The sequence below is a fragment of the Asanoa ishikariensis genome, from assembly GCF_900107455.1.
In the GTDB taxonomy this organism is placed as follows: domain Bacteria; phylum Actinomycetota; class Actinomycetes; order Mycobacteriales; family Micromonosporaceae; genus Asanoa; species Asanoa ishikariensis.
Genome location: NZ_FNQB01000001.1, coordinates 396,419 through 421,025 on the forward strand (window position 1 = coordinate 396,419; position 24,607 = coordinate 421,025).

The window sequence follows — 24,607 nt, forward strand, 5'->3', positions numbered from 1 at the left end:
CGCTGGCGTTCCTGGCGGAACGTCAACCCTCACGGAAGAGGTGCAACCCCCATCATGACCCGTCCCCGGCACCGACAAGTGACCCGGCTGATGGCCGGCGCACTCGCCACCCTGCTCACCGGCTCCGTCCTCGCGGCGGTGTCCAGCACGCCCGCCGCCGCGGCCGGTGGGCCCAACCTCGCCGCCGGCAAGCCCACCTCGGCCAGCAGCACCAACGGCGGCTTCGTCACCGGCAACCTGACCGACGGCAACAAGGGCAGCTACTGGGAGAGCTCCGGCGCCCTGCCCCAGTGGGGCCAGGTCGACCTCGGCAGCACGATCAGCATCGACCAGGTGGTGCTCAAGCTCCCCGACGGCTGGGGACAGCGCACGCAGACGTTGTCCGTCCAGGGCAGCACCAACGGCACCAGCTTCTCGGCCATCACGTCCTCGGCCGGCCAGGTGTTCGCGCCCGGCAGCAACAACATCGTCACCATCAACTTCGGCGCGACCAACGCCCGCTATGTGCGGGTCAACATCACGGCCAACACCGGCTGGGGAGCCGCCCAGCTCTCCGAGCTCGAGGTGTACGGAGCCGCGACCTCGTCCAGCAACCTGGCGCTGAACAAGGCGACCAGCGAGAGCGGGCACTCCGACGTCTACGGTTCCGGCAACGCGGTCGACGGCAATCAGGGCAGCTACTGGGAGAGCACCAACAACTCGTTCCCGGAGCACCTCCAGGTCGACCTCGGCTCCGCGGTGGCGGTCAACCGGGTCGTGCTGAAGCTGCCGACGTCGGGCTGGGGCACCCGCACCCAGACGCTGTCCGTGCAGGGCAGCACCGACGGCTCGGCGTTCAGCGACCTGTCATCGTCGGCGGGCCGGGTGTTCGACCCCGCCAGCGGCAACACCGTGTCGATCACGTTCAACCAGGCCACCACGCGGTACGTGCGGCTGAACATCACCGCGAACACGGCGTGGCCGGCCGGCCAGATCTCCGAGTTCGAGGTCTACGGGCCGACCGGCGGTGACACCAGCGCGCCGACCGCGCCGACCAACCTGGCGTTCACCCAGCCGGCCTCCGACCAGATCCGGCTGACCTGGACCGCCTCGACCGACAACGTCGGCGTCACCGGCTACGACATCTACGCCAACGGCCAGCTTCGGACCAGCGTCGGCAACGTGCTCACGTACACCGACACCCAGCCGGCCAGCGCGACCGTGGCGTACTACGTGCGGGCCAAGGACGCGGCCGGCAACCAGTCCGGCAACAGCAACACGGTGACCCGCCAGGGCACCTCGACCGACACCCAGGCACCGACGGCGCCGTCCGGGCTGGCCTACACCGAGCCCGGGTCCAACCAGATCCGCCTGACCTGGACCGCCTCGACCGACAACGTCGGTGTGACCGGCTACGACGTCTACGCCAACGGCTCCGTGCGGGCCAGCGTCGCCGGCAACGCGCTCACCTACACCGACACGCAGGCGGCGACCGCGACGGTCTCCTACTACGTGCGGGCCAAGGACGCCGCCGGGAACGTCTCGGGCAACAGCAACACCGTCACCCGCGCCGGCAGCGGCACGGGCGGCACCAACCTGGCCGTGGGCAAGCCGATCACCGGCTCGTCGACGGTGCACACCTTCGTCGCCGCCAACGCCAACGACGACTCGACCGCCACCTACTGGGAGGGCGCGCCGGGTGCGTACCCGAGCACGCTGACCGTCTCGCTCGGCGCGAACGCCACCGTGACCTCGGTCGTCGTCAAGCTGCCGCCGGGCACCGAGTGGGGTGCGCGCACGCAGACGCTGTCGATCCAGGGCCGTGACCAGAGCTCGTCGACGTTCAACACGCTCGTCGCGTCGGCGACCTACAGCTTCAGCCCGACCTCGGGCGGCAACACGGTGACGATCCCGGTCAGCGGGAACGTCGCCGACGTGCGGCTCACCTTCACCGCCAACAGTGGCTCCTCCAACGGTCAGGTCGCCGAGTTCCAGGTGATCGGCACCCCGGCACCGAACCCGGACCTGACGGTCAGCGCCATCTCGGCGTCGCCGGCCAACCCCATCGAGACCGACTCGATCACCCTGTCGGCCACGGTCCGCAACATCGGCAACGCGGCCTCCGGCGCCACCACGGTCGGGCTCTACCTGGGCACCACCAAGGTGGCCACCGCCAACGTCGGTGCGCTCGCGGCCGGCGCGCAGACCACGGTCACCGCGGGCATCGGTCCGCGCGACGCCGGCACGTACCAGCTCGTCGCCAAGGTCGACGAGAGCAACACGGTGATCGAGCAGAGCGACGCCAACAACACCTTCACCGGCGGCAACCTCGTCGTCGGCCAGGTGCAGAGCTCCGACCTGGTCGCCGGCGCCGTGAGCTGGTCGCCGAACAACCCGTCGGCCGGCCAGACGGTCACCTTCTCGGTGGCCATCCGCAACCAGGGCACGATCGCCTCGGCCAGCGGGGCACACGGCATCACGCTGACCGTGCTCAACGAGTCCGGCTCCGTGGTCCGCACGCTGACCGGTTCCTACAGCGGCGCGATCGCCGCAGGCGCCACCGCACCCGCGGTCAGCCTAGGCACGTGGGTGACCGCCAACGGCCGTTACACCGTGCGGGTCGTGCTGGCGGACGACGCCAACGAGCTGCCGGTCAAGCGCGCCAACAACACCAGTGACCGGCCGTTCTTCGCCGGTCGCGGCGCGAACATGCCGTACGACATGTACGAGGCCGAGGACGGCACGATCGGCGGCGGCGCGGTGTCGCTGGCGCCGAACCGCACCATCGGCGACCTCGCCGGTGAGGCGTCGGGCCGGCGCGCGGTGCGGCTGCCTTCGAACGGCTCGTTCGTGCAGTGGACGACGCGCAACCCCACCAACACCCTGGTCGTCCGGTTCTCGATTCCGGACGCCTCAGGCGGTGGCGGCCAGTCGTCGTCGCTGAACATCTACGTCAACGGCACGCTGCACAAGGCGATCCCGCTCAACTCGCGCTACGCGTGGCTCTACGGCGCCGAGGCGAGCCCGAACAACTCGCCTGGTTCCGGCGGCCCGCGGCACGTCTACGACGAGGCCAACATCATGTTGAACTCGTCGATCCCGGCCGGCGCCACGATCAAGCTGCAGAAGGACAGCGGCACCGAGGCGACGGTCGACTTCGTCAACCTGGAGCAGGTCGCGCCGCGGGCCAACCCGGACCCGACCCGCTACAAGGTGCCGACCGGCACCAGCCAGCAGGAGGTCCAGGCGGCGTTCGACGCGGCCCGGCAGGACACCACCTCGCTCGGCGTCTACCTGCCGACGGGCACCTACGAGACCAGCAACAAGTTCCAGATCTACCTGCGCCCGATCAAGGTGGTCGGCGCCGGCATCTGGTACACCCGGTTCCAGACTCCGCAGACCCAGCAGGACACCAACGCGGGCTTTGACGTGCAGTCGTCGGCCAGCGGGTCGTCGTTCGAGCACCTGGCCTTCTTCGGCAACTACACGTCCCGCCAGGACGGGCCGGGCAAGGTCTGGGGCGAGCTACAGAACGTCGACAACATGACGATCGACAACGTCTGGGTCGAGCACACGATCTGCGCCTACTGGGGCGTGAGCGTGAGCGGTCTGAAGATCACCAACAGCCGCTTCCGCAACACGTTCGCCGACGCGGTCAACATGACCAACGGCAGCACGGACAACCTCATCTCCAACAACGAGGGCCGGGGCAACGGCGACGACGCGTTCGCGCTGTTCTCGGCGACCGACGCGGGCGGCGGAGCGAACACGGGCAACGTGTTCGAGAACCTGTCGGCGACGGTCACCTGGCGGGCGGCCGGCATCGCGGTCTACGGCGGGCAGAACAACATCTTCCGCAACCTCTACATCGCCGACACGCTGACCTACTCCGGCATCACCATCAGCTCGCTCGACTTCGGCTATCCGTTCGTCGGGTTCGGGCCTGGGACGACGACGTTCGACAACATCTCACTGGTACGAGTGGGTGGGCACTTCTGGGGAGCGCAGACGTTCGGCGCGATCTGGGTGTTCTCCGCCTCGAAGGAGTTCAGAGCCATCCGGGTGTCCAACGTGGACATCGTCGATCCGACGTACTCCGGGATCATGTTCCAGACGAAGTACAACGGCGCGGCGGAGTTCCCGGTGCAGGACACGGTCTTCACGAACGTCTCGATCTCGGGTGCGCAGAAGAGCGGTGACGCCTTCGACGCGAAGTCCGGCTTCGGGATCTGGGTCAACGAGCTTCCCGAGCCCGGCCAGGGCCCGGCGGTCGGCTCGGCGACGTTCAACAACCTGCGGTTCAGCAACAACTTCCAGGACATCAAGAACACGACGAGCACGTTCCAACTGATCATCAACAACTAGTCCGAGACCGGGTGCCCCGGGGACAACGCCGAGTCCCCGGGGCACTCCTCGGCTTATCCGAAGGGTGTTTCCATGCGACGGGGGATGTTGGCTTGCGCGGCCGTCGCCGTGCTTCTGCTGGCGGGCTGTGGTTCTGACGAGGGCGGTGCGGTCGCGGTCGCGCCGAGCCCGACCGGTCCTGTGCCGGGCGCTTCGTGTCCAGGCATGGCGTCGGGGGTGGGAGCCAAGCCGGTGCACTTCGGGGTCGACGGCGCCACCAACCTGGCCGGCCTGATCGGCGGCAAAGGCACCACCGGCGTGGTGCTGGCGCACCAGGCGGAGGCCGACCTGTGCCAGTGGATCCTGGGCTTCAACGAGCTGATCGACAAGGGCTACCGGGTGCTCGCGTTCGACTTCCATGGGCACGGGTCGTCGGAGAGCAGCGAGGTCGGCTTCGACGAGGACGTGGTCGCCGCCGCGGCGACGCTGCGGGCCGACGGCGCCACCTCGATCGTGCTGGTCGGCGCGTCGATGGGCGGCACGTTCTCGATCGCGGCGACCCCGAAGATCACCCCACCGGTGGCCGGCGTCGTCTCGGTGTCGGCGCCGCTGGCCTACGGCGGCGTGAGCGCGCAGCAGGAGACGCCGAAGATCTCGGTGCCGGCGCTCTTCCTGGCGAACCAGGACGACGGACTCTTCGGCGACGCCGCCAAGGAGTTCAAGGCGGCCGCCACCGCCAGCCCGGACGCCCAGGTGCTGGTCACCTCTGGCGCGATCCACGGCGTGCCGCTGGTGATCGAGGGTGGCGACGCCAAGCTCCGCGCGGCGTACTTCGCGTTCCTCGCGAAGAACGCGCCGGCCTGAGGGCTAAGGGCTGAGGGCTAAGCAAGGGACCCTTGTTATCGCTTTTCGCATAACAAGGGTCCCTTGCTAACTCGGGGCGCCGTGGCGGCCTTCGCCAGCCACGAAGCGGGCGGCGCCCTCGGTCGCGCCCGCCGCGAGTGACTCCAGGCCGAACGCGAACTCGGCTTCCATCGTGCCGGCGTAGACCGCCCGGCGGTCGTTGCGCAGGCACGCCTGTGGCAGCCGTGCCAGGTCGGCGGCCAACTCCTGGGCGGCGGCCAGCGCGCCGCCGGGCGGTGCCAGCCGGTTGACCAGGCCCATCTGGTGCGCTTCGACGGCGTCCACCGGGCGGCCGGTCATGATCAGGTCCATGGCCCGGCTCTCCCCGATCAGGCGGGGGAGCCGGACCGTGCCGCCGTCGATCAGCGGCACTCCCCAGCGTCGGCAGAAGACGCCGAGGACCGCGTCCCGCGCGGCGACCCGCAGATCGCACCAGAGGGCGAGCTCCAGGCCGCCGGCGACGGCGTACCCCTCGATCGCGGCTATGACCGGTTTGGACAGTGCCATCCGGGTCGGACCCATCGGGCCGTCGCCGTCGGCCGCCACCCGGTTGCCCCGCTCGGTGCCGATCGCGCCCAGGTCGGCGCCTGCGCAGAACGTGCCGCCCGTGCCGGTCAGGATCGCGACCGCCGCGGTCCCGTCGGCGTCGAACGCCCGGAACGCGTCGGCCAAGGCCGCCGCGGTGGGTCCGTCGACGGCGTTGCGCGTGGCCGGCCGGTCGATCAGCACGGTGGTGACGGGTCCGGCGCGTTCGGTTCGCACGGTCATCTCTCCACCTTCACAGACCCGGGCGGGTGACTTTCGGCGGGTCACCCACGCCCGCGCGGCCTGGCGTGCCAGCCTATCTGCGTCCTTTGTGTATATACGGGGGTTTTATGAAACTTCATCGCTTCGCTACCGTTCTCGCCGGGGCACTCGCGGCCACCATGCTCACACCGACGCTGGCCAACGCGGCGCCGATGAACAACCGGCCGTGGGTCTCCGTCATCGCACGTGGCCTTGACAACCCGCGCGGCGTGACGGTCGGCACCAATGGTGCCGTCCTGGTCGCGGAGGCGGGGCGGGGCGGACGGAGCGACAAGTGCGTCGACTCGGCCGAGGGTGGCCAGGTCTGCCTCGGTTTCAGTGGTGGCATCACCGCGGTGTCGACGGGCAGGCGCGACACCTGGACTCAGCGGCGCATCGTGGGCGGTCTTCCCTCGCTCGCGGGTGCCGACGGTTCCCAGGCGATCGGCCCGCACGACGTGTCGTCGTACGGGGGCGGCGACCTCGTCACCACGATCGGGCTCGGCGGAACCCCGCAGACCCGGGCCGGGCTCGGATTCGGCGGATTGCTGCTCGGTCGCAGCGTGGTGATCAGCGCCGACCGCGACCGGATGAGCATCCGCAGCCTCGGTGACCATGCGGCCTTCGAGGCCCGGCGCGACCCGGACCGCCAGGGTGCGGACAGCAACCCGTACGGCGTTCTCGGCACCCGCAACGGCGTGGTGGCCACCGACGCGGGTGGCAACACCCTGCTCAGCGTCGACCGGCGCGGCCAGGTCTCCACGGTCGCGGTCTTCCCCAACCGGTTCGTGCAGGGGCCGAACGGTCAGCGGGTGTCCATGCAGGCAGTGCCGACCTCGGTGGTGCGAGGGCCGGACGGGGCGTTCTACGTCGGTCAGTTGACCGGCTTCCCGTTCCCGGTGGGCGGCGCCAACATCTACCGGGTCGTGCCCGGCGAGCGGCCGACGGTGTTCGCTCGCGGCTTCACCAACGTCGTCGACCTGGCCTTCGACCACCAGGGCCGCCTGCTGGTGCTGGAGCTCGCCAAGAACGGCCTGCTCAGCGGCGACCAGGCCGGTGCGCTGATCCGGGTCGACCGGCGGGGCAACCACGTCGAGCTCGCACCGGGCCGACTGGTCGCGCCGGGCGGTCTCGCGGTCGGCGAGGACGGTTCGCTTTACGTGTCCAACCGGTCCACCACGGCCGGCCGCGGCGAACTGCTGCGGATCACCACCAACAGGTAGCTTCTCTTCCCTCCAGAACACCCCCGGTCCACGTTGGACCGGGGGTGTTCTTTTGTGCGCTCAGGCCGCGGCCAGCACCAGGATGCCGAGGGTGAGCACGCCGGCGGCGAGGAACAGCGCGCCGATCCAGAGCAGGGCGATCAGGGCGTTGGGCTTCGTGCGGCCAGAGCCCATCGAGGAGAAGAAGAAGCCGGCGGGCATGAGGATCGCGGCGATCGGGATCGCGGTGCGGGCGAGCCAACCCCAGAAGCCGTGTGCGCCGGCGGCGTCGGCGTAGGGGAGTGCGACCAGGCTGAGGATCACGAAGACGCCGGCGTGCGCGTGCCCGGCGCGGGCGAACGCCTTTTGGAAGTCGGTCAGCTCGACGGCACCCCGAGCCACCTTGGTCAGGTAGTACCCACCGGTCTCGATGGTCACGATCGTGATCAGGAGTACGCCGGCGATGCCCAGTGACTGAGAGGTCAGAGCCACGGTGGCCATCCAATCTTGCCGTTGACTAGTTATCTTGACGGTGGCAAGACTAGCCTGGAAGGTAGATGGTGGGAAGAGGGGGGACCGAGATGACGAAACCGCATGAGCGCGTATCGAACGCCGAACGCGAGGCGGCCGCCAGAATGCTCGCCGACGCGGCCGGCGCCGGCTACCTGACGACCGAGGAGTTCGACGGGCGGGTCTCTGTCGCGTATTCCGCCGTCACCCGAGCCGACCTCGACCGGGTCGCCGCCGAGATCCCGTCCGAGTGGGTGCGCGGCTGGGAGAAGTCCCGCCGCCGGGCGGACCGGCTGGTCGCTCAACAGGCGTCGGCACGCAAGCACCTGGCCGCGTACATCGCGGGAAGCGGTTTGATGATCACGATCTGGTTCGTGGTCGGCCTGGCCACCGGCGCGTGGTACCCGTGGCCACTCTGGCCGATCCTGGGTTGGGGCTTCGGCGTCTACCACCAGACGAAGCCGCTGCGCCAGGCCCGCCAGCTACGCAACGAGAACAGCGCACGGCAACTCGGCCGAGGCACCGCCTTCTAGTCGCCGCAGATCATGGGTTCCCGCCGCCGCCCGAACAACGGCGGGAACCCGCGACCCGGCAGGTCATTCGTCTCCGGCGCGGTGGCGGCCGCCGTCGACCGGGGTCCCGGCCGGTCGACGACGTAGTCCGAAGACGGTGCCGACCTGCGCGCCTACGATCGCCGCGGCGGCGATCACGGCTGAGACGGCCAGCGGACGGTTGATCTGGAGTACGGAGTCGGTGGGCGAAGGTGCGCCCGCCGCCATGTTCTGGTCGGGCGATGCCGGCGGCAGCGGCACCACGACCGCCGGGCGAGGAGCCGGCAGCACCGGCGGCACGGTGGTCACGTTCGGCGGTGCGGGCCGGGCGGGCTGGATCGGCGCCGGCTGGTTCGGCGTGGGCTCGCTCGGCTTGGGCTGACTCGGCTTGGGCTGGCTCGGAGCCGGCTGGTCCGGGGCTGGCTGATTTGGGGCCGGTTGGTTCGGGGTCGGCTGCGTCGGTGCTGGCTGGTTCGGCTGGTTCGGCGGCGGCTTGGTCGGGTCGTGCCCGTCGTTGATGCCCGGCTGGATGACCATGCCGCTCGCATGTGGACGGTAACCGTGGTCGAGTGCCTCGTCGGGCAGCTTGAGGAGCTGGCCCGGGTAGATCCGGTCCGGGTTTTGGATCTTGTTCAGCCGGGCCAGTTCCGGGTAGTCGCCGAAGTCACCCACGTACCGGTCGGCGATCGCGCCCAGGTAGTCGCCCCGCTCGACCTGATAGCGCGGCTCGTCGTCCGCGTCGTTGTGCCGATGGGCGGCTGCCGGGAGTAGCTGCGCGACGCCGACGGGGGAGGCCGGGGTCGCGACCGGAACCGTGGTGGTGGCCCGTTCCGGAGCGGACGCCCACGGTGTCGCCGCCACGAGCGACGACGCGGTGGCCGCCCGGGCCGGCACGTGCAGCACCACCGGCTGGCTGGTCGCCGCGATCGCGGAAGTCGCCGGGCTGCCGATCAGGATCAGGGCCGAGCCGATCAGCGCCGCCGCCATCCGCTGCTGGCGGCGCAGCCCGGGTAGTCGGGGCGCGGGCCGGCGGACGAGCCGGAACGGCAGGTCGATCAGCACGGACATGGCGAACGTCCCCCATCCCAGCCAGCCGACCACGGCGAGCGTCCGTACGAAAAGCTGGCCGTCGTCGCGGCTGGTCAACGCCGTGCCGATCTCCGCGAACGTGGGCACATGGTCAGGCAGCGGGTTGCCGGCGAAGGCGAGCAGCGCGATCGGCGCACCGCCGACCAGGCCGACCAGCAGGACGAGCGCACCCAGGCCGGTGACGATCTGCCCCACGCGTCGGGGCCTGGAAACGGTCACGGATCCTCCTCGGGAAAGGCATCGGTGGTGGTGACCAGTTCGACCGTCGCCTCGGCCCGCACCGGGTACGTGTCGTCGAAGCCGAAGAAATCGAGCATCGCCGCGTCGTACGAGATGGTGACCGTGACCTGGAGGAACTGGGTGCTCTCGTTGCCGTCGTCGTCCTCGCCCAGCGCCACTGTGCGGTCGACCACGGTCGGGTCTTCGAGGTTGTCGATGAAGGCCAGCGCGGCGGTCCGCGCGGCGGCGGGGTCGACGGCGGCCGGTGCGCCGGCGATCGCGTCGGCGACGTCGATCGCCTGGCCGCCGGCCCGGGCCGCCTCCGCCGCGATGTTGGCGGCCCGTTGGTAGGCGCGGATCCGGCCGATCCCGTCGAAGGTCAGCCCGATCACGATCAGCACGCCGACCAGCGCGACCGCGATGAACACGCTGACCCGGCCCCGATCCGAGCCGACTCCGGCGCCGGTCATCCGAGGCTCCGACCGCGGTACCAGTCCAGTGGCGAGGTGTAGCGCGCGCTCACGTTGGTGGTGGTCAGGTCGAGGAACGGGAAGCCGGTGAAGTCGAGCGTGCATTCGACGGTCACGGTGACCACCGGCGGTGGGCCGGCCTGGGGGCCGAAGTCGTCGTTGCCGAACGCGTCGGCCACGTCCGGGGTGATGGTGCGGTTGAGGCAGAGCACGTCGAGCTCGTCGAGGGTGTCGTTGGCCGCATCGCGGGCCGCGGCCGCCGCCTGGCTGCCTTCCCGCTCGATCGACGCCGCCCGGGCCGCGTCGTGCGCGGCCAGGTCGACGGCGTTCTGCGCGATGGTCACCCGCCCGACGAACGACGCCACCACCATCAGCATGATGAACGCCGGCAGCAGGATGGCCACCTCGACCGAAGCCGAGCCGCGATCTCTCATGGTTGGTCCACGGTGAAGCGTTCGACCGTGCCGTGCGCGGTCTGGGTCACGGGGAAGCGGACACCGGGGATGACCGACAGGGCCTGGCCGGTGACGGTGAACGCCACCTCGTCGGCCTCGGCGGGCGCGGCCTCCACCTGGCCTTGGCTGAGCCAGTCACCGGTGTGCGTCAGGAACGCGTTGCCCTTGGTGATGCCGACGCCCGGCGGTGCCTGGTAGGCCCGCTGCGCGCTGACCGCCTCCTGCGCGGCGGACAGGGCCGCGGAGCGGGCGAGGAAGATGGCCGCGATCTGGATGGCCAGGAACAGCAACAGGATGATCAGTGGTGCGACGATGGCGAGCTCGACCGGCGATGCGCCGCGGTCGGAGCCGTCCCGATCCCCGGGCACGTCCGAGCTCCGGCGCGCGGTGGCCGCGTCCGTACCCGGGATCGGTAGTAGGGCCATCGTCAGCCTTCGCCGCCGCCGCCGTCGATCTGCTGGATGTCGCCTGACTGGTCCATGAAGGTGTTGGCCGTCGTCAGGGCCCAGGCGACGACGATGCCGGCCATCAGGGCGAGGCCGACGATGATGATCGCGGTCGGCACGGGGTTGTCGCCCCGGTCCCCTTCGCCGCCGCGCAGTGCGGTGCGGAGCCGCTGTAGCGCGGCCACGTGCAGGTAGGCGAGGTACGCCATCGGACTTTCCTCTCGGACGCCCGGGTTCACACCCGGGTCAGGAAGGGGTAAAGAACGAAGCCCATGAGAACGAACACGAGCATCGCTCCGGGTACGTCGAGGCGGCCGGTGACCGCCTCGGCGCGACTGAGGTTGTCGGTGCGGATCTGGTCGCGCAGGGAGTCGGCCCGGGTGCGCAGCGTCTCGTGAACCTGAGCGCCCTCGGTGCCGGAGGACTGCATGATCGCGCCGACGTCGCCGAGCTCCACGACGCCGATCTCCTCGGACAGTTCGCGCAGCTCCTCCCACGGCGAGTGCATCTGCAACTGGGCCATTCGCAACGCGGAGCGGATCCGCTCGAACACCCAGCCGTCGCAGACCGCGGCGGCGTTCTCCAACGACTGCACCGGACCGTGCGCGGCCGTCAGTTGCAGCGCCACGAGGTCGAGATAGGTGCAGACGGCCCGGGTGAACTCCCGCCGGGCGCGGTCGGCCTTGCTGAGCACGTCGCGGTGTGCGATGAACGCGGATACGGCGGCCAGGCCGAGGCTGCCGATCACCGGGACGAAGAACGGCACCCCGATGCCGAGGAGCTGGCAGAACACCGTCAGCAGCACCGGCGCGAGCAGTCCGGCGCCGGCCGCGGTCAGCAGCGACAGCGCGTACTGCTCCGGCGTGCGGCCGAGTAGCGCCAGGTCACGGGTCGGCGGGCGGAGCCAGCGGGACAGCCCGCCGAGCCAGTCGAGGTTGCGTCGGGTCTGGATGGTCGGCCCGCTCGCGCTCGGCTGGTGCAGCCTCCGGAGGGCTGGTGCGAGCGCGGGCGAGGCGGGCAGCGACTCCCGGATGATGACGAACGCGCCGGCGCCGATCAGCGCGCCCCCGAGCACGCCGGAGACGAACGGCAGGTTGACGACGATCACCGGACCGCCTCCTCGAGCTTGGGCGCGGCCAGGAAGCGGGCGGTCTTCGCCGGCAGGCTCATCGTGCGGACCCAAGCCAGCAGGCCGATGAACACGGCGCCGAGCACGGCCATCACGATCTGGCCGGTCGGCGTGCCGTACGGGCTCATGTAGTCGGGGTTGATCAGCCCGTACGCGAGCACCAGCAGCACCATGCCGGTCAGGAAGCGCACCGCGAACCGGGGCTGCGTGCGCTTGGCCTCGATCTCGCGGCGGGTGGCGACCTCCGCCGAGGCAGCCGACGCGATCGAGCCCAGCACGTCGCCGAGGCGCTCGCCGCGGTCCGACAGGTGCAGGATCAGCGCGGCGACGACCTGGTCGGCGACGGGGTCGGCGATGTCGTCGGCGAACGCGAGCAGGGCGGTGCGGGCCTGCCAACCGGCCTGTAGGCGCGCGGCGAGCAGCCGCACCTCGTCCTGGACCTGCTCGGGGACGGTCGCGACGGTGCCGACGATCGCCTGCTGTAGGCCCTGCCCGGTGCTGGAGACGTCCTTGAGCCGGCGGGTCCACTCACCGATCGCCTCGATGCGGGCCACTGCCCGCTGCTCGGCGCGCCCGACGGTGAACAGCCACGGCGTGCCCGGCACGGCGATCGCGACCAACAGGCCGACCATCGGCAACCCGGTGACCAGGAACGCCAGCGCACCCGCACCGGCCGCGCAGACCAGCAGGATCTGGTGCCGGCGCCGGTCACGTGGGTTGTCGCTGGAGCCGGTCCACAGTCGACTCACTGCGGAGTCGCTGGATGGCCGCGCCGGCGCGGCGGTGCCGACGACGGCCACCACCGCGAGGATCGCGCCCGCCACGCAGGCGGAGCCGGCGAGCAGGGCGATCATCTCGAGGTCGGCGGGCAGCTTCACATCGACCTCCGCTGCTGGAGCTGGGTGTGCCTCGGCCGGCGCCAGGCACCGGTGCCGGCCTCGATGTAGCGGGTCAGCATCCGGGCGTCGTAGCCGATCCGCATCAACTGGTCGCGCACCCGCTCCGGCAGGTGCCGGGGGATCGCCCGGCCGTCGGCGCCCGGGCCGAACACGGTGGTGGTCGAGATCCGGTTGTGCTCGCTGACCCCGATCACCTCCTCGATGTGGGAGACGAAGCGGTGCTTGCGGCCGCCGATCGCGGTCTCGTCCTCGACGGTCACGTAAACGATCAGGTCCAGCGCGTTGCCGGCCATCCGGCGGGCCTGGTCGACGGTCATCTCTTTGCCGTGGGACAGCGCGAGCTCGATGATGCGTTCGCTGACCCCGCCCGGCGTACGCGCGTGAATCGTGCACATCGAACCGCGGCTCGTGGTCATCGCCTGGAGCATCGGCACGATCTCCCGGGACCGGACCTCGCCGACGATGATCCGCAGTACGCCCATCCGCAGCGAGACCGGGATCAGGTCGGCGATCGTCACCTCACCCGCCGGGCGACCGTCGAAGCCGCGCTCGCCGTGGCCCTCGCGGGCCTCGAAGCTCATCACCGCGCGGTGCTTGAGCTGCCGGCGGGCGGGCAGCAGCTCGCGGCTCTCCTCCAGCAGCACGTACGGCTCGTCGGCCGGGATCTCGTTCATCAGCGCCCGGATGACCGTGGTCTTCCCCGCGCCGGCCAGCCCGGCGACCATGATGTTGAGCCCGGCCCGCATCGCCGCGCGCAGGAAGTCGCGGACCAGCGGGTCGACCATCTCGTCGAGGTCGGCACGGGCGCCGGCGAGCTCGTCGAGCGTCACGTCGAGGGTGTTGTGGCGCCGGATCACCGCGTACGGGCGGTGGCTGACCAGGAACACCGCGGCCAGTCGGCTGCCGTCGGGCAGTTGGAGGTCGAGGGTGGGCTTGGAGGTCGACAGGCTCCGCTCGGTCGAGCCGGCCCGGCGGGCGGCCGCCTGGAGGATCTCCACCATCTCGTCGTCGCTGTCGGCGATCGGGTCGCCCCAGTCGACGCCGCCGCCGTGGCGGGTGATCCGGACCTGGTCGCAGCCGAGGATGTGCACCTCTTCGATCGACTCGTCGATCAGCAGGGACTGGAGCCGGCCCAGCCCGACGAGCTCGGCCGTGACCTGGTCGAGCAGGGCGCGCTCGTCGGCGGCGTGCAGCGGGGTGCCGGCCCGGCGGACCGCGTCGGCGTACGCGGCGACCACCTCGGCGGCCAGCCGGGCGCGTTCGAGGTCCTCTTCCCCGGGCGTGTAGTCCCGGCCGCGCTGCCAGCGCGTGAGGCGCTCCGAGAGTTCCCGGCGCAGCTCGCGTACCAGCGCGAAGTCGACCCTGCGCCGGGTCTGGGGCAAGGGTTGGGTCGGTGCGTGCGGTTGGATCGGCGCTGGGGCGGGCTGTGGGACCTCGGGGTGGTCGGGGTGGTGGTGCCGGCCGTTGGGCATCAGCGGCGGCACCGTCGAGGTGGCGCCGCCCTCATGGCCCCGGGGGTCGTAGGCGACCGGCTCAAACCGCATGGCCCACCTCCGCGGTCGGCCAGGTCAGCCGGGCTCGGCGGCGGTCGAGCAGGCTGTGCACCGGCACCTCGAGCGCGCCGGCCGCGCGCATCAGCGGCCGGCTGCTGCGCACGGTGCCGCCGTGCGTGAGCACCTCGGCGGTACGCGGGTCGTCCGGCAGGTGGCCGATGACGGGCAGCTTCAACGCCTTGCTGATCTCGGCCTTCGGGTGGCCGTCGCCGACCACCAGCAGCCGCAGGTTGCCGGGCGGCACGCGGTGGTCGGTGAAGTCGCGCTCGATCGCCCTGATCGCCCCACGGGCGGCCGACAGGTCGGCCAACCGGGCGCCGGTGACCACCAGCACGGTCGCCGCGGCCCGCAACAGCGGCCACGGCGGGTTGCCGACCTGAATGCGTCCACAGTCGACAACCACGTCGAACGGCGGCTGGCCGCGCTCGAGGGTGACGAAGAAGTCGGCGAACCGTTGCCACAGCGGGGTCACGCTGCCCGCCTGTGCCGCGTCGACCACGCCCGGCAGCAGCAACCGCTCCCGCTTGGGCGCGTCGAGGTCGACGAGCTGCGACCAGAAGTGTGCCTCGAGGTTGCCGTCGCGCAGCTCCGCGACGGCCACCTCGCCCAGCCCGCGCCGCCCTTCCAGCGCGCCACCGAGGTAGCCCGCGAGGATCGAGCCGCCGGACGGGTCGCACTCGGCCAGCACGAGCCGGCGGTGCCAGGTCAACGTGCAGGCCAGCGCGGCGGTGGTGACGCCGGGCGCACCCTTGCCGGAGACCAGCGCGATGATCGCCACGGTCACGCGCCAGGGACGAGGACGACGGCGATTCGGTCGTCGGCCGCGAGCAACACGACCGCGGCCACGTCGGAGGCCCGCAGCGCGAGGTAGACCGTCGCGTTGCCACGGTCGAGGGCCATGTCGATGACCGTCGCGTCGTACCGGGTGATCGCCGGTGGCGCGTCCTTCTCGGGCGTGCCGACCAGGATCACCTTGTCGCCCGGCAGCAAGCGCCGGGCCGGCACCTGATTGGCGCGCAGGCCCAGGGCCACCTGCTGTTGGCCTGCGGTGAGCAGTGGCTTGTCGGTCAGCTGCGACATGGTCAGCAGCGAGCCGGGCATCAGCGTGACTGCCGCGCGCCTGCCGACGACCTGACCCCGCTGGCTGGCCGGCACTGACGCCAGACCGGCGCCACCAGCCACTTGCACGGTCGCCAGGTCGTCGGCAGTCAACGTGGTGCCCTGCGGCACCGAGCGCGCGACGGCGAGGTATTCGCCGGTTGCCTTGACCGACGTGATCGCGAACGCGGCGCCGAGGCCGCCGAGTGCGATCAGCAGCACGGCCAGGCCGAGCAGCCCGGGGCGCATCCGGCGCTGCCGGATCACCTTGGGCGGAGCGATCGGTGCCGGCACCGGCATCGCGGAGGAGTTGCGGGTCGGCGTCGCGGTCACTTGGTCACCACCTGGAGCTCGTCGATCTGGATCTGCGCTTCGTTGTCCCGGGTGACGCCTTCGATCGTCCCGTTCTGGCCACCGGCGACCCAGGTGACGGTCCAGGTGGTCGTCGCCTCGACGGTGTAGGCGCCGCCGCGCGGGCTGGCCGCCCGGTATCCGTCGTATCCGCAGGTCGGCGACTTGCCGCCCTGGCGGGCGTAGGGCGTGCCGGGGTTGGTGCAGGTCAAGGTCTCGCCGTCGCCCATGTCGAAGACGATCTTGCCGACGGCCGCCCTCAGGTTTACCGTGACGCCGCCTTCGGACTCGCTGGCGGTCATCGGACCCCAGGTGCTCTCGTCGTCGCCGGGATCGGGGTCGGCCGGCACCCATAGCCAGATCGGCAGCCCGACCAGCCCGGGGCCGACCGCGGGATTCGGGGCGATGCCAATCTCCGGCGGAAGCAGGTTGAGGCTGTCCAGCGCGCGTTGGGCCAGCACGGCCGGGTCCGGCGGGGCGCCGAAGCCGGGGGGTGGATTGTCGAGCAGCACCGGCTCGCCGCCGGCCAACCCGCCCGCGCCGCAGCTGCGGGTGTAGGAGGTCATGCCCTCCGGCACGCCGGCCGGCTGCGGCTCGGTCACCCGGTAGTAGCAGCCGTCTGAGCGGTTGAACCAGCCCAGCAGGTCGTCGAAGCAGGGCACTTCCTCGCCGTCGCGGATGCACGGGCCGGCGCCGCCGCCGTTGCCGCCGCCACCGCCGGGCGGGGTACCGCCGCCGCCTGGCTGGCCGCCGCCTTCACCCCAGCCGTCGCAGGTGGTCTGGTTGGGTGGGCACTCGGCGCCGCCGTCGGCGGCGAAGGCGGTGCCGTTGAGGACCATCGCGAGGCCGGCGGCGAGCACGCCGAACTGGGCCACTCGGCGGGCCGCGGTCAGCACGGCTGGTCCCGGTGCGCGATGCCGGAGTCGATCAGCCAGCGGCCGTCGGGATATCGACTCGCGGTCGCCGTCGCGACGTACCGCCCGGCCGCGTGACCGGGCACCTTCTTCTTCGTCCGGGCGTCGACCATCGTGTAGCCGGTGGCGTCGATGCAGTCCTGGATCGAGACGGTCGCCGGCACGGAATCCAAGCTCACGGCGGTGACCCGCGGGTCGGAAATGAGTTTGCCGGTACGCATCGCGCCATGCTCCTTAATGTCACGAATAGTGGTCCGGACGCGGGTCAGCAGCGGATCGCCGAGGTATTTCTTCAGCTCCGGATAGTTCGGATCGGGAATTGTCTCGGCCTTTCTCGCGGCCGCGAGATAACCGGCGTACGCGTTGAGCGCGGACTTCGTCGCCGCGACCGTTTCGGGATTGGTCGCGGCTGCCGGTGCGTTGTCGAACGTGGCCGCCGATGGCGGCTCGGAACCGCAGGCGGCAAGGGCCGCCACAAGCGCGACGGCGAGCGCGGCGCTCGCCGTTCGTGGTGTGGGCACGGTGCATCCTCCCTGCGTCGCCTGGGACCGTGGGGCGAAACTGGGCGTGGTAAGCCAAGGGTCGGACGATGATCCGACCACGTTTCACATTTATTAACTTGGATAGCTTGGGCGGCGGCGGGCCGCCTTTTCGGTCAGTAGTGCAACACCCGAGGGCCGAGCATAGGCTGACGATCGCCGATGCAACAGAGGCGATCTGAAATAACACGTAGGGTCACGGAAGGATCAATGATGACGTCGTTATTGGGCTGGGCGCGGCACTCGGGTACGCGCATCCCGCGCTCCTTATCATGTGACGGACAACGTGTGCGATCCGCGTCGCGATATGCGCGAGACCGTCGGTTTGTGTCCGATTCACGGGCCGGTGGTTTGTCCACCGCTTCCCCTCGGCTCCGGCCGTTGTCGCGACCCGGGCGAAGATCCACGAATGCGATCATGGCGTTACTCTCCGTGTTGATTTGGCGGTTGGCATGACGCCGGATGCCCGGGTACGGACGGCGCCGAGTTGGCTACCCGCCGTGTTTTTGACGCCGCTGCTGCGGTGGCTGGCGCTGTGCCACTCGGTGCCGCCGGGGTCCCAGTGGCGACGTTCCTGCCCGACGTGTGAGGCGCCGGCGGGGTTCGGCGGGCCGCCGGGTGCGCTGCTGCCGCTGGGCCGATGTGGTGGCTGCCGCGGTCGGGTCGGGCCGCCGGCGTTCACAGTGGAGGTGCTGACGCTGCTCGCGCTCGCGGCCGGGCTCCTCGTGGTCCCGTTGCCGGTGCTGCCCGGTTATGCCTGGTGGGCGGCGTTCGCCGTACCCCTGGTGCTGGTCGATCTCGCCGTGCACCGGTTGCCGGACCGGTTGACGTTGCCCGCCGCGGCCGGCGTCGTCCTGCTGCTCGGCGTGGCCGCGGTGCCTGCCGGCTTCGACCGCTGGTGGCGGGCGGTGCTCGCCGGCTTGGCGGTCGCGCTCTTCTTCGCGTCGACGACGGTGGTGCTCGGCCGGCGCGGGTTCGGCCTCGGCGACGCGAAGCTCGCGCTGAGCTGCGCCGCGTTGCTCGGCTGGTTCGGCTGGGGATACGTGCTGCTCGGGCTCATGGCCGGCCTGGTCGCGTCGGCGCTGGTCAGCATCGCGTTGCTGATCGCCGGTCGGGTGCGCTGGTCGAGCAAACTGCCGTTCGGCCCGTTCCTGATCGCCGGCACGGTGGTGGCGCTTCTTGTCGTACCCGGGTCCTAGCGTGTCCGTGTGGTCACCATCGATGACGTGCGACGGCTCGCCACCACCCTGCCGCGGGCCTATGAGGTGCTGGTCCGCGACCGGGTCAAGTTCCGGGTCGGCAGCCTGGTCTTCCTATCCTTCTCACCCGACGAGACCGTGATGGGTTTCGGCTATCCCAAGGAAGAGCGGGTCGCGCTGGTCGAGGCCGAGCCCGACAAGTTCCTGATGCCGATCCCGTCCGACGAGCGCTACAACTGGGTCCGGGTCCGGCTGGCGGCGATCGACCAGACCGAGATGCGCGAGATCGTCCTCGACTCCTGGCGGATGTGCGTCCCCAAACGGGTGGCACGCGAGTTCCTGGAGGCCGACCTGGGAGCGAGCTAACGTCGCACGAGTGACAGCGGAGACGATGGTCGGGTTCGGCCGCAAGCAGGCGTGGTTGGCGATCCGTGGCCACGACCCCGGCGCGGTCGTCGAGGCCCTGGGCCTGCGCGACCTGGGTCCGGCACCGTGGCGCGAGGGGGTTGACCTGGCCCACCTCACCGACGACCGGCTGGCCGTCACTCCGCCTTTGCCCGGGGCGCGCGACAACGACTGGATCCTGGTCGCCGGTCGCCGGCTCTTCACCATCCCGAGCACGGTCGAGGCGGTGGCGCTGTCCGTCGCGCTCGCCACGGAGGTGCAGTTCTTCGCCACCCACCGGGTCGGCGAGCAGCACCGCTGGGTGCGCGCGGTCGACGGGGTGCTGGTGCGAGCCTTCGACTTCGTCGGCGAGACGGGCGAGGTCACTGAGTGGCGCGGCGACCCGGACGACGCCGAGCGGTCGCTGGGCCTTCCGGAGACGGCGCCCGATCCGGACGACCTGCTCATAAGCGAAGACGACGTGACCAGGTTGGCGGGGCAGTGGAGCGTCGACCCGACCGCCCTGGGCGGCCGCCCGTCACCCGGTCCGCTGCACGTGGCCGCCGCGCCTGAGTGACCTGACGGTGATCGCCTACGAGTGGCGCGGCGCGTTCACCAACGCCGAGGTCGAAGCGCTGCACGCGGCAGGCTTCGGCATCGTCCGCGACACCACGACGACCGCGGACCGTGCGACCCGCGCTGGCGCTGACGGCGGTCGGGTCGACGGCAGCGTCGGCCTCGGGCGATCGCCGGGCGGCTGGTGGGAGCGCGTACGCCGGCACAGTCTCGGGTGGGTCTGTGCGCGGCACGACGGTGTGCTGGTGGGGTTCGTCAACGTCGCGTGGGACGGCGGTGCTCATGCTTTCGTCCTGGACACCGTCGTGGCCGAGGGCTCCCGGCGCCAGGGCGTGGGCGCCCACCTGGTCCGCATCGCCGCGGACCAGGCCCGCGCCGCCGGTGTCGACTGGCTGCACGTCGACTTCGAGCCGCACCTGCGCGGCTTCTACCTCGACGCGTGCGGCTTCACCCCGACCGACGCCGGCCTGATCGCACTCACGGCTTAAAGGCGGAACTCCAGGTCCGGGCTGATCGTCTGGGTGTCCATCTGGGCCTTCTGGAGGCGCCCCGAGTAGTCCCAGTTCATCGACTGCCAGCGGGTGAACTGGTCGAGCACCCACACGCCGGACTGCCGGGAACCGTTGCCAGATTTGCCGTTGCCGCCGAACGGCAGGTGCGCCTCGGCGCCCGAGGTGGAGTTGTTGACGCTGACCATGCCGGCCGAGACGCCGGACCGGAACGCGAACGCCGACCGAGGGTCGTTGGTGTAGATCGACGACGAGAGGCCGTAGCCCGGCGCGTTGGCCAACTCGATCGCCTCGTCCAGGTCGCGGTAGGACATCACCCCGACGATCGGGCCGAAGGTCTCGGTGCGGAACAGCTCGTCGTCGGGACGGACGTCGGCTACCAGCGCCGGGTGATAGAACAGCCCGTCGGCCGGGTTGCCGGCGAAACCGGCCCGGGGGTTGTCGGCGGTGATTCGACCGATCGGGCCGAGCACGCGGTGGTGGTCGCCGATCCAGGTCAGGTATTCCTCGTAGCGCCGCGCGAAGCGGTCGGCCAGCATCGGTCCATAGAGGACGTCGTCGCGGGTCGGGTCGCCGATCACCGCGTCCGCGAGGGCCTTGCCCAACGAGCCGACGAAGGACTCGTACACCGACTCGTGCACGATCGCCGTGCCCAGCGAGGTGCACCGCTGGCCGGCGGTGCCGAAGCCGCCGAACAGGGCGCCTTCGACGGCCAGCGACAGGTCGGCGTCGGGCGTGACCACCATCGGGTTCTTGCCGCCGAGCTCCAGGCAGGGCGTCTGGAGGTGGCGGCCGGTCAGCTCGCCGATCCGCGCACCCACGGCCGACGAGCCGGTGAAACCGACCTTGTCGACCAGCCCCGCGTCGAGCGCCGCTGACAACCCCTCGAACGTGGCCTCGCCGTCCGCGTCGACCAACGAGAAGACACCGTCGGGCACGCCCGACCGCCGCACCAGGGCCGCCAGGGCGGCGGCGCTCGCGGACGCGTACTCGGCCGGCTTCCAGACGACGGCGTTGCCGCAGAGCAGGGCGGGCACCAGGTACCAGGACGGCACCGCGACCGGGAAGTTGCCGGCCGTGATGATCGCGGCCACGCCGACCGGCACCCGGAAGGTGAAGAGCTGCTTGTCGGGCATCTCGCTGGGCACGGTCTGCCCGTACAACCGGCGGCCCTCGCCGAGGAAGAAGTCGCAGGTGTCGATGATCTCCTGCACCTCGCCGCGGGCCTCGAGGATCGGCTTGCCGATCTCGCGCGTGACGAGTTGGGCGAGCGTCTCGAGGTTGGCCCGCACCAGCCGGCCCAGGTTGCCGATGACCTGACCGCGGACCGGAGCCGGGACCGCCGCCCAACCGCGCTGCGCGGCCCGGGCGGTGCGGCACGCGGCCACGAAGCCGGCGGCGTCGGTCAGCGGCACCTCGGCGACCACGTCGTCGAGCCGGGCGGGGTTGACCGAGCGGTAGGTCGTCGTCATAACCCCACCCTACGGTTGGTACGCGGGCAGGTTGAGGCCGGCGCGGATCGCCTTCTGGATAGCGGCCGGCCCGGGCCGGGCGTCGACGGTGAGCACGTATTCCTTGCGGCGGAAGAGCTCCAGCACCGGCTCGGTCTTGCCGTAGTAGTCGCGCAGCCGGGCGGCGAGCGCCTCGGGGGTGTCGTCGTCGCGGGAGACGAGCTTGCCGCCGCACACGTCGCACTTGCCCTCGACCTCGGGGCGGTCCGAGATGAGGTTGTAGTCCATGCCGCAGGCGGCGCAGAGCCGGCGGCTGAGTACCCGCTTCTGCACCTCTTCGTCCGGCAGGTCGAGGTGGATCACGCCGTCGATGTCGTAGCTCTCCAGGAAGAACCCGGCCTGGCGGACGTTGCGGGGGAAGCCGTCGATGAGGAAGCCGTAGTTCCAGTCGTGCTGCTGCAACCGGTCCCGCACGATCGACTCGACCAGGTCATCGCTCACGAGCTCGCCGGCGGTCATCGTGCGGCGTACCAGGGCGCCGATCTTGGTGTGCTCCTGCACGTGCCGCCGCAGGATGTCGCCGACGCTGATGTGGGTCAGCTCGAAGTCGTGGCGCATGAGGGTGCACTGGGTGCCTTTGCCGCTGCCCTGCACGCCCATGATCACGTACTTCCGCATGCGAGAACAGTCGCATCCAGGCGCGGGCGGCGCCTTCAAATTCGATAGATCCGGCTCTTGGAACGTACCGTTCCGTTCTGCTATGGTTAAGCGGAACGGAACGCAACGCTCCGATGGAGGCCCCAGATGAACCCGTACCGCGTCGACATCCCCCAGGCCGACCTCGACGACCTGCGCGCCCGGCTGGCGGGGAGTCGTTGGCCGTTCGCCCTGCCCGGCGCCGAGTGGTCGCGTGGCGTGCCGGTCGACTACCTGCGCGAGCTGGTCAGCTACTGGGCCGACGGCTACGACTGGCGCGCCGCGGAACGCCGGATCAACGAGTTCCCGCAGTTCACCACCGAGATCGACGGTCAGCGCGTGCACTTCCTGCACGTCCGCTCGCCCGAGCCCGACGCGCTGCCTCTGGTGCTCAGCCACGGCTGGCCCGGCTCGATCGTCGAGTTCCTCGACCTGATCGGCCCGCTGACCGACCCGCGGGCACACGGCGGCAACCCGGCCGACGCGTTCCACGTGGTGATCCCGTCGATCCCGGGCTTCGGCCTGTCCGGCCAGGTCACCGAGGCGGGCTGGGACAGCCGCCGGATCGCCGGCGCCTTCGCTGAGCTCATGCGGCGCCTGGGCTACTCGCGCTACGGCGCACAGGGCGGCGACTACGGTGCCTTCATCGCGCCGGACCTCGGGCGGGTCGACACCGACCACGTGGTCGGCATCCACGTCAACGCGGCCACGCTGGGCTTCATCCCGTTCGGCGAGGTGCCGGAGGAGGAGCAGGCCACGATGACCGACGCGGAACGGGTCCGGCTCGGCCGGCTGGCCAACTACATGCAGGACATGAACGGCTACTTCCAGATCCAGGCGACCCGACCGCAGACCCTGTCGTACGCGCTGGCTGACTCACCGGTGGGCCAACTCGCCTGGATCGTCGAGAAGTTCCAGGAGTGGACGCACGGCGGCAAGCTGCCGGAGGACGTGATCGCCCGGGACGAGATCCTCACCAACGTGATGCTCTACTGGCTGACCAACACCGCCGGCACGTCGGCCAACCTCTACTACGAGAGCATGCACAGCGGCAACTGGCCCACGCCGAGCGGCGTGCCGACCGGGGTCGCGGTCTTCGCGGAGGATGTGGCGATCCGCCGCTTCGCGGAGCAGACCAACAACATCACGCACTGGGCGGAGTACGACCGCGGCGGCCACTTCGCGGCCCTCGAGGCGCCGGACCTGTTCGTCGAGGACGTCCGCACGTTCTTCCGCACGGTCCGCTAGTCGTCCGCCCCTACGCACCCGCACGCTTCCGGCGTGCGGGTGCTGGCGCTTTGGTCGGCTAGTTGTCGGCGGTGCCGGCCAGGTCGCGGAGGTTGGCGGCGTCTTCCTCGCCCAGGCCGCGCAGGCTGTTGGAGCGGTGCTGCTCGGCCTGGTCATCGATCCACTTCGCGTGTGCTTCCCAGGCCGCCTGCTTGCTGGTGCCCAGCGCGGCGCCGATCTGCGACCACGAAGCGCCGGCCGCCCGGGCTGTGCGGACGCTGAGCTGCCGCCCATAGGCGGCCTTGCGGGCCAACACCTCACTGAGCGCGAGCAGTTCGAGCGTCTCTTCCCGACCGAGTGTCGGCTCGCCCAGCGCCTCCCAGGTGCGGAGAAGGTCGAAGCGGGCGGAGGCGGTCGCGAGCGTGTGTTCCTTCTCGAGCAGGTCGGGCGTCGTCATGACTCCACGTTGCCGTCAAGCCAGCCTGACGTCAACGGGTGTTCGCCGAGGGCGAAGCGGCCCGGGCGTCCAGTGCGGACGCCCGGGCACGCTCCTCGCCGACTCCGCGTGCGATCGATTCCGCGAGCGAGCGGAACGCCGGGTCGGCGCCGGAGTTCTGCTCGCCGGCGCAGAGTCGGGAGGTCTGGTCCAGGTGCGCGATCATCGCCGCCGCGAACCCGCGGTCGAAGGCGTTGCCGCTGGCGCTGGTCAGTGCGGCCCGCTGGGCCGCGGTGGGCATGCCGGGCATGTCGTGCTTCAGGTGCTCGTTCTCCGGAAGGGTGAGGCCGGTCGCGAGCTTGCGCAGGGATTCGAGCTCGGCGGTACGCGCGCGGCGGGCTACGGACGCGTAGAGCTGAACAGCCGGGTCCCCGCTGCGGCTCGGCACGAGGTCGAGCACCGGCAGCAGCCGCTCGTTCATCGCGATCAGCAACTGCAACCAGGCGATGTCGGTCGTGTTCGGACCGGACACGCCCGTGCCGTCCGCGGGCGGTGAGCTGGCCGCCGCGGTAGGCCCGCCCCCGCCGGAACGGTCCGGCTCAGAACAACCGACGGCACCGCCCAGGAGGACGAGGGTCGCGAGCGCGAGTACGCCACGGCGGCGGGTCATCGGTCAGCACCGCCCGAAGGGG

Annotated in this window: 27 protein-coding genes; 9 read left to right on the forward strand and 18 right to left on the reverse strand. The window is 70.9% G+C overall.

The window, feature by feature from the left end; translation table 11 throughout:
• Positions 1–54 precede the first annotated feature (54 nt).
• Both BLV39_RS01910 and BLV39_RS01915 read left to right on the forward strand, forming a co-directional pair.
• Positions 55–4,344 carry a discoidin domain-containing protein gene (locus tag BLV39_RS01910; protein WP_204083013.1) on the forward strand — a complete coding sequence of 1,430 codons (4,290 nt, stop codon included), beginning with the start codon at positions 55–57 and terminating at the stop codon, positions 4,342–4,344.
• A 204-nt stretch (positions 4,345–4,548) separates the two neighbouring features.
• Entirely contained in the window at positions 4,549–5,187 is a 639-nt protein-coding gene (locus BLV39_RS01915) for an alpha/beta hydrolase (RefSeq protein WP_176984733.1), read from the forward strand.
• A 66-nt stretch (positions 5,188–5,253) separates the two neighbouring features.
• On the opposite strand, the gene BLV39_RS01920 is transcribed toward BLV39_RS01915, so the two are convergent.
• Positions 5,254–5,994, reverse strand: coding sequence for a crotonase/enoyl-CoA hydratase family protein (locus BLV39_RS01920; protein WP_090786433.1), 741 nt, complete (start codon positions 5,992–5,994; stop codon positions 5,254–5,256).
• A gap of 107 nt (positions 5,995–6,101) precedes the next feature.
• Between BLV39_RS01920 and BLV39_RS01925 the strand changes: the two genes are divergently transcribed.
• Complete coding sequence (locus BLV39_RS01925; RefSeq protein WP_094030698.1) at positions 6,102–7,235, forward strand: ScyD/ScyE family protein; 1,134 nt, start codon at positions 6,102–6,104, stop codon at positions 7,233–7,235.
• A gap of 60 nt (positions 7,236–7,295) precedes the next feature.
• Here the strand turns inward: BLV39_RS01925 and BLV39_RS01930 are convergent, their stop codons facing one another.
• Positions 7,296–7,715 (reverse strand): hypothetical protein, encoded by a 420-nt coding sequence (locus BLV39_RS01930; RefSeq protein ID WP_090786437.1) that lies wholly within the window; start codon positions 7,713–7,715, stop codon positions 7,296–7,298.
• An 80-nt stretch (positions 7,716–7,795) separates the two neighbouring features.
• Here BLV39_RS01930 and BLV39_RS01935 point away from each other — a divergent pair, with 80 nt between their 5' ends.
• The gene (locus BLV39_RS01935; RefSeq protein ID WP_176984734.1) at positions 7,796–8,257 is read left to right on the forward strand and encodes a DUF1707 domain-containing protein; all 462 of its coding nucleotides are present in this window, start codon (positions 7,796–7,798) and stop codon (positions 8,255–8,257) included.
• A 63-nt stretch (positions 8,258–8,320) separates the two neighbouring features.
• Here BLV39_RS01935 and BLV39_RS44715 read toward each other — a convergent pair whose 3' ends face one another.
• The 12 genes from BLV39_RS44715 to BLV39_RS01995 are packed head-to-tail and all read right to left on the reverse strand — an operon-like array spanning position 8,321 to position 17,419.
• Positions 8,321–9,583, reverse strand: coding sequence for a LysM peptidoglycan-binding domain-containing protein (locus BLV39_RS44715; protein WP_090786441.1), 1,263 nt, complete (start codon positions 9,581–9,583; stop codon positions 8,321–8,323).
• Complete coding sequence (locus tag BLV39_RS01945; protein WP_090786443.1) at positions 9,580–10,053, reverse strand: hypothetical protein; 474 nt, start codon at positions 10,051–10,053, stop codon at positions 9,580–9,582. Before BLV39_RS01945 ends, BLV39_RS44715 begins: the two co-directional genes overlap by 4 nt.
• A complete protein-coding gene (locus BLV39_RS01950; protein WP_090786445.1) occupies positions 10,050–10,487 on the reverse strand; it encodes a TadE family protein in 438 nt (145 codons plus the stop codon). Before BLV39_RS01950 ends, BLV39_RS01945 begins: the two co-directional genes overlap by 4 nt.
• Entirely contained in the window at positions 10,484–10,933 is a 450-nt protein-coding gene (locus BLV39_RS01955) for a TadE/TadG family type IV pilus assembly protein (RefSeq protein WP_090786447.1), read from the reverse strand. Before BLV39_RS01955 ends, BLV39_RS01950 begins: the two co-directional genes overlap by 4 nt.
• 2 nt (positions 10,934–10,935) lie before the next feature.
• The gene (locus BLV39_RS01960; RefSeq protein ID WP_090786449.1) at positions 10,936–11,163 is read right to left on the reverse strand and encodes a hypothetical protein; all 228 of its coding nucleotides are present in this window, start codon (positions 11,161–11,163) and stop codon (positions 10,936–10,938) included.
• A gap of 26 nt (positions 11,164–11,189) precedes the next feature.
• Positions 11,190–12,059 carry a type II secretion system F family protein gene (locus BLV39_RS01965; protein ID WP_239084085.1) on the reverse strand — a complete coding sequence of 290 codons (870 nt, stop codon included), beginning with the start codon at positions 12,057–12,059 and terminating at the stop codon, positions 11,190–11,192.
• The gene (locus BLV39_RS01970; protein WP_090791028.1) at positions 12,059–12,937 is read right to left on the reverse strand and encodes a type II secretion system F family protein; all 879 of its coding nucleotides are present in this window, start codon (positions 12,935–12,937) and stop codon (positions 12,059–12,061) included. The genes BLV39_RS01965 and BLV39_RS01970 overlap by 1 nt, the downstream gene beginning before the upstream one ends.
• A 20-nt stretch (positions 12,938–12,957) precedes the next feature.
• Complete coding sequence (locus BLV39_RS01975; RefSeq protein WP_090786451.1) at positions 12,958–14,526, reverse strand: TadA family conjugal transfer-associated ATPase; 1,569 nt, start codon at positions 14,524–14,526, stop codon at positions 12,958–12,960.
• Positions 14,516–15,313 (reverse strand): CpaE/TadZ family protein, encoded by a 798-nt coding sequence (locus BLV39_RS01980; protein ID WP_090791030.1) that lies wholly within the window; start codon positions 15,311–15,313, stop codon positions 14,516–14,518. Before BLV39_RS01980 ends, BLV39_RS01975 begins: the two co-directional genes overlap by 11 nt.
• A 2-nt stretch (positions 15,314–15,315) precedes the next feature.
• On the reverse strand, positions 15,316–15,933 hold the full coding sequence (locus BLV39_RS01985) for an SAF domain-containing protein (RefSeq protein ID WP_090791032.1): 618 nt from the start codon (positions 15,931–15,933) through the stop codon (positions 15,316–15,318).
• Positions 15,934–15,962: 29 nt separating this feature from the next.
• Positions 15,963–16,880, reverse strand: a complete 918-nt coding sequence (locus tag BLV39_RS01990) for a hypothetical protein (protein WP_090786453.1) — start codon at positions 16,878–16,880, stop codon at positions 15,963–15,965.
• Positions 16,874–17,419 carry a hypothetical protein gene (locus BLV39_RS01995; RefSeq protein WP_090786455.1) on the reverse strand — a complete coding sequence of 182 codons (546 nt, stop codon included), beginning with the start codon at positions 17,417–17,419 and terminating at the stop codon, positions 16,874–16,876. Before BLV39_RS01995 ends, BLV39_RS01990 begins: the two co-directional genes overlap by 7 nt.
• A 458-nt stretch (positions 17,420–17,877) precedes the next feature.
• On the opposite strand from BLV39_RS01995, the gene BLV39_RS02000 reads away from it, so the two are divergent.
• From BLV39_RS02000 to BLV39_RS02015, 4 genes are read left to right on the forward strand one after another with little or no spacing between them, the layout of a single operon-like run.
• A complete protein-coding gene (locus BLV39_RS02000; RefSeq protein ID WP_373315438.1) occupies positions 17,878–18,636 on the forward strand; it encodes a prepilin peptidase in 759 nt (252 codons plus the stop codon).
• A 9-nt stretch (positions 18,637–18,645) separates the two neighbouring features.
• Positions 18,646–19,002, forward strand: coding sequence for an MmcQ/YjbR family DNA-binding protein (locus BLV39_RS02005; RefSeq protein WP_090786459.1), 357 nt, complete (start codon positions 18,646–18,648; stop codon positions 19,000–19,002).
• A 10-nt stretch (positions 19,003–19,012) separates the two neighbouring features.
• The gene (locus tag BLV39_RS02010) at positions 19,013–19,597 is read left to right on the forward strand and encodes a hypothetical protein (RefSeq protein WP_239084076.1); all 585 of its coding nucleotides are present in this window, start codon (positions 19,013–19,015) and stop codon (positions 19,595–19,597) included.
• A gap of 7 nt (positions 19,598–19,604) precedes the next feature.
• Positions 19,605–20,084, forward strand: coding sequence for a GNAT family N-acetyltransferase (locus tag BLV39_RS02015; RefSeq protein ID WP_143049608.1), 480 nt, complete (start codon positions 19,605–19,607; stop codon positions 20,082–20,084).
• Here the strand turns inward: BLV39_RS02015 and BLV39_RS02020 are convergent.
• Together BLV39_RS02020 and BLV39_RS02025 are read right to left on the reverse strand one after the other, a co-directional pair.
• Positions 20,081–21,577 carry an aldehyde dehydrogenase family protein gene (locus tag BLV39_RS02020; RefSeq protein ID WP_090786463.1) on the reverse strand — a complete coding sequence of 499 codons (1,497 nt, stop codon included), beginning with the start codon at positions 21,575–21,577 and terminating at the stop codon, positions 20,081–20,083. The genes BLV39_RS02015 and BLV39_RS02020 overlap by 4 nt on opposite strands.
• A gap of 9 nt (positions 21,578–21,586) precedes the next feature.
• A complete protein-coding gene (locus BLV39_RS02025; protein ID WP_090786465.1) occupies positions 21,587–22,234 on the reverse strand; it encodes an adenylate kinase family protein in 648 nt (215 codons plus the stop codon).
• Between the two features lie 126 nt (positions 22,235–22,360).
• On the opposite strand from BLV39_RS02025, the gene BLV39_RS02030 reads away from it, so the two are divergent.
• Positions 22,361–23,500: an epoxide hydrolase family protein gene (locus BLV39_RS02030; RefSeq protein WP_090786467.1), complete on the forward strand. Its 1,140-nt coding sequence runs from the start codon at positions 22,361–22,363 to the stop codon at positions 23,498–23,500.
• A 58-nt stretch (positions 23,501–23,558) separates the two neighbouring features.
• On the opposite strand, the gene BLV39_RS02035 is transcribed toward BLV39_RS02030, so the two are convergent.
• Entirely contained in the window at positions 23,559–23,936 is a 378-nt protein-coding gene (locus tag BLV39_RS02035; protein ID WP_090786469.1) for a hypothetical protein, read from the reverse strand.
• Positions 23,937–23,967: 31 nt separating this feature from the next.
• Entirely contained in the window at positions 23,968–24,585 is a 618-nt protein-coding gene (locus BLV39_RS02040) for a DUF305 domain-containing protein (RefSeq protein WP_090786471.1), read from the reverse strand.
• Positions 24,586–24,607 lie beyond the last annotated feature (22 nt).

Bases quoted from the DNA above. Each gene is read 5' to 3' on its own strand.
- BLV39_RS01910 (WP_204083013.1), top strand. From the start codon at position 55: ATGACCCGTCCCCGGCACCGACAAGTGACCCGGCTGATGGCCGGCGCA.
- BLV39_RS01915 (WP_176984733.1), top strand. From the start codon at position 4,549: ATGGCGTCGGGGGTGGGAGCCAAGCCGGTGCACTTCGGGGTCGACGGC.
- BLV39_RS01920 (WP_090786433.1), bottom strand. From the start codon at position 5,994: ATGACCGTGCGAACCGAACGCGCCGGACCCGTCACCACCGTGCTGATC.
- BLV39_RS01925 (WP_094030698.1), top strand. From the start codon at position 6,102: ATGAAACTTCATCGCTTCGCTACCGTTCTCGCCGGGGCACTCGCGGCC.
- BLV39_RS01930 (WP_090786437.1), bottom strand. From the start codon at position 7,715: ATGGCCACCGTGGCTCTGACCTCTCAGTCACTGGGCATCGCCGGCGTA.
- BLV39_RS01935 (WP_176984734.1), top strand. From the start codon at position 7,796: ATGACGAAACCGCATGAGCGCGTATCGAACGCCGAACGCGAGGCGGCC.
- BLV39_RS01945 (WP_090786443.1), bottom strand. From the start codon at position 10,053: ATGACCGGCGCCGGAGTCGGCTCGGATCGGGGCCGGGTCAGCGTGTTC.
- BLV39_RS01950 (WP_090786445.1), bottom strand. From the start codon at position 10,487: ATGAGAGATCGCGGCTCGGCTTCGGTCGAGGTGGCCATCCTGCTGCCG.
- BLV39_RS01955 (WP_090786447.1), bottom strand. From the start codon at position 10,933: ATGGCCCTACTACCGATCCCGGGTACGGACGCGGCCACCGCGCGCCGG.
- BLV39_RS01960 (WP_090786449.1), bottom strand. From the start codon at position 11,163: ATGGCGTACCTCGCCTACCTGCACGTGGCCGCGCTACAGCGGCTCCGC.
- BLV39_RS01970 (WP_090791028.1), bottom strand. From the start codon at position 12,937: ATGATCGCCCTGCTCGCCGGCTCCGCCTGCGTGGCGGGCGCGATCCTC.
- BLV39_RS01975 (WP_090786451.1), bottom strand. From the start codon at position 14,526: ATGCGGTTTGAGCCGGTCGCCTACGACCCCCGGGGCCATGAGGGCGGC.
- BLV39_RS01985 (WP_090791032.1), bottom strand. From the start codon at position 15,933: ATGCCGGTGCCGGCACCGATCGCTCCGCCCAAGGTGATCCGGCAGCGC.
- BLV39_RS02020 (WP_090786463.1), bottom strand. From the start codon at position 21,577: ATGACGACGACCTACCGCTCGGTCAACCCCGCCCGGCTCGACGACGTG.
- BLV39_RS02025 (WP_090786465.1), bottom strand. From the start codon at position 22,234: ATGCGGAAGTACGTGATCATGGGCGTGCAGGGCAGCGGCAAAGGCACC.
- BLV39_RS02030 (WP_090786467.1), top strand. From the start codon at position 22,361: ATGAACCCGTACCGCGTCGACATCCCCCAGGCCGACCTCGACGACCTG.
- BLV39_RS02035 (WP_090786469.1), bottom strand. From the start codon at position 23,936: ATGACGACGCCCGACCTGCTCGAGAAGGAACACACGCTCGCGACCGCC.
- BLV39_RS02040 (WP_090786471.1), bottom strand. From the start codon at position 24,585: ATGACCCGCCGCCGTGGCGTACTCGCGCTCGCGACCCTCGTCCTCCTG.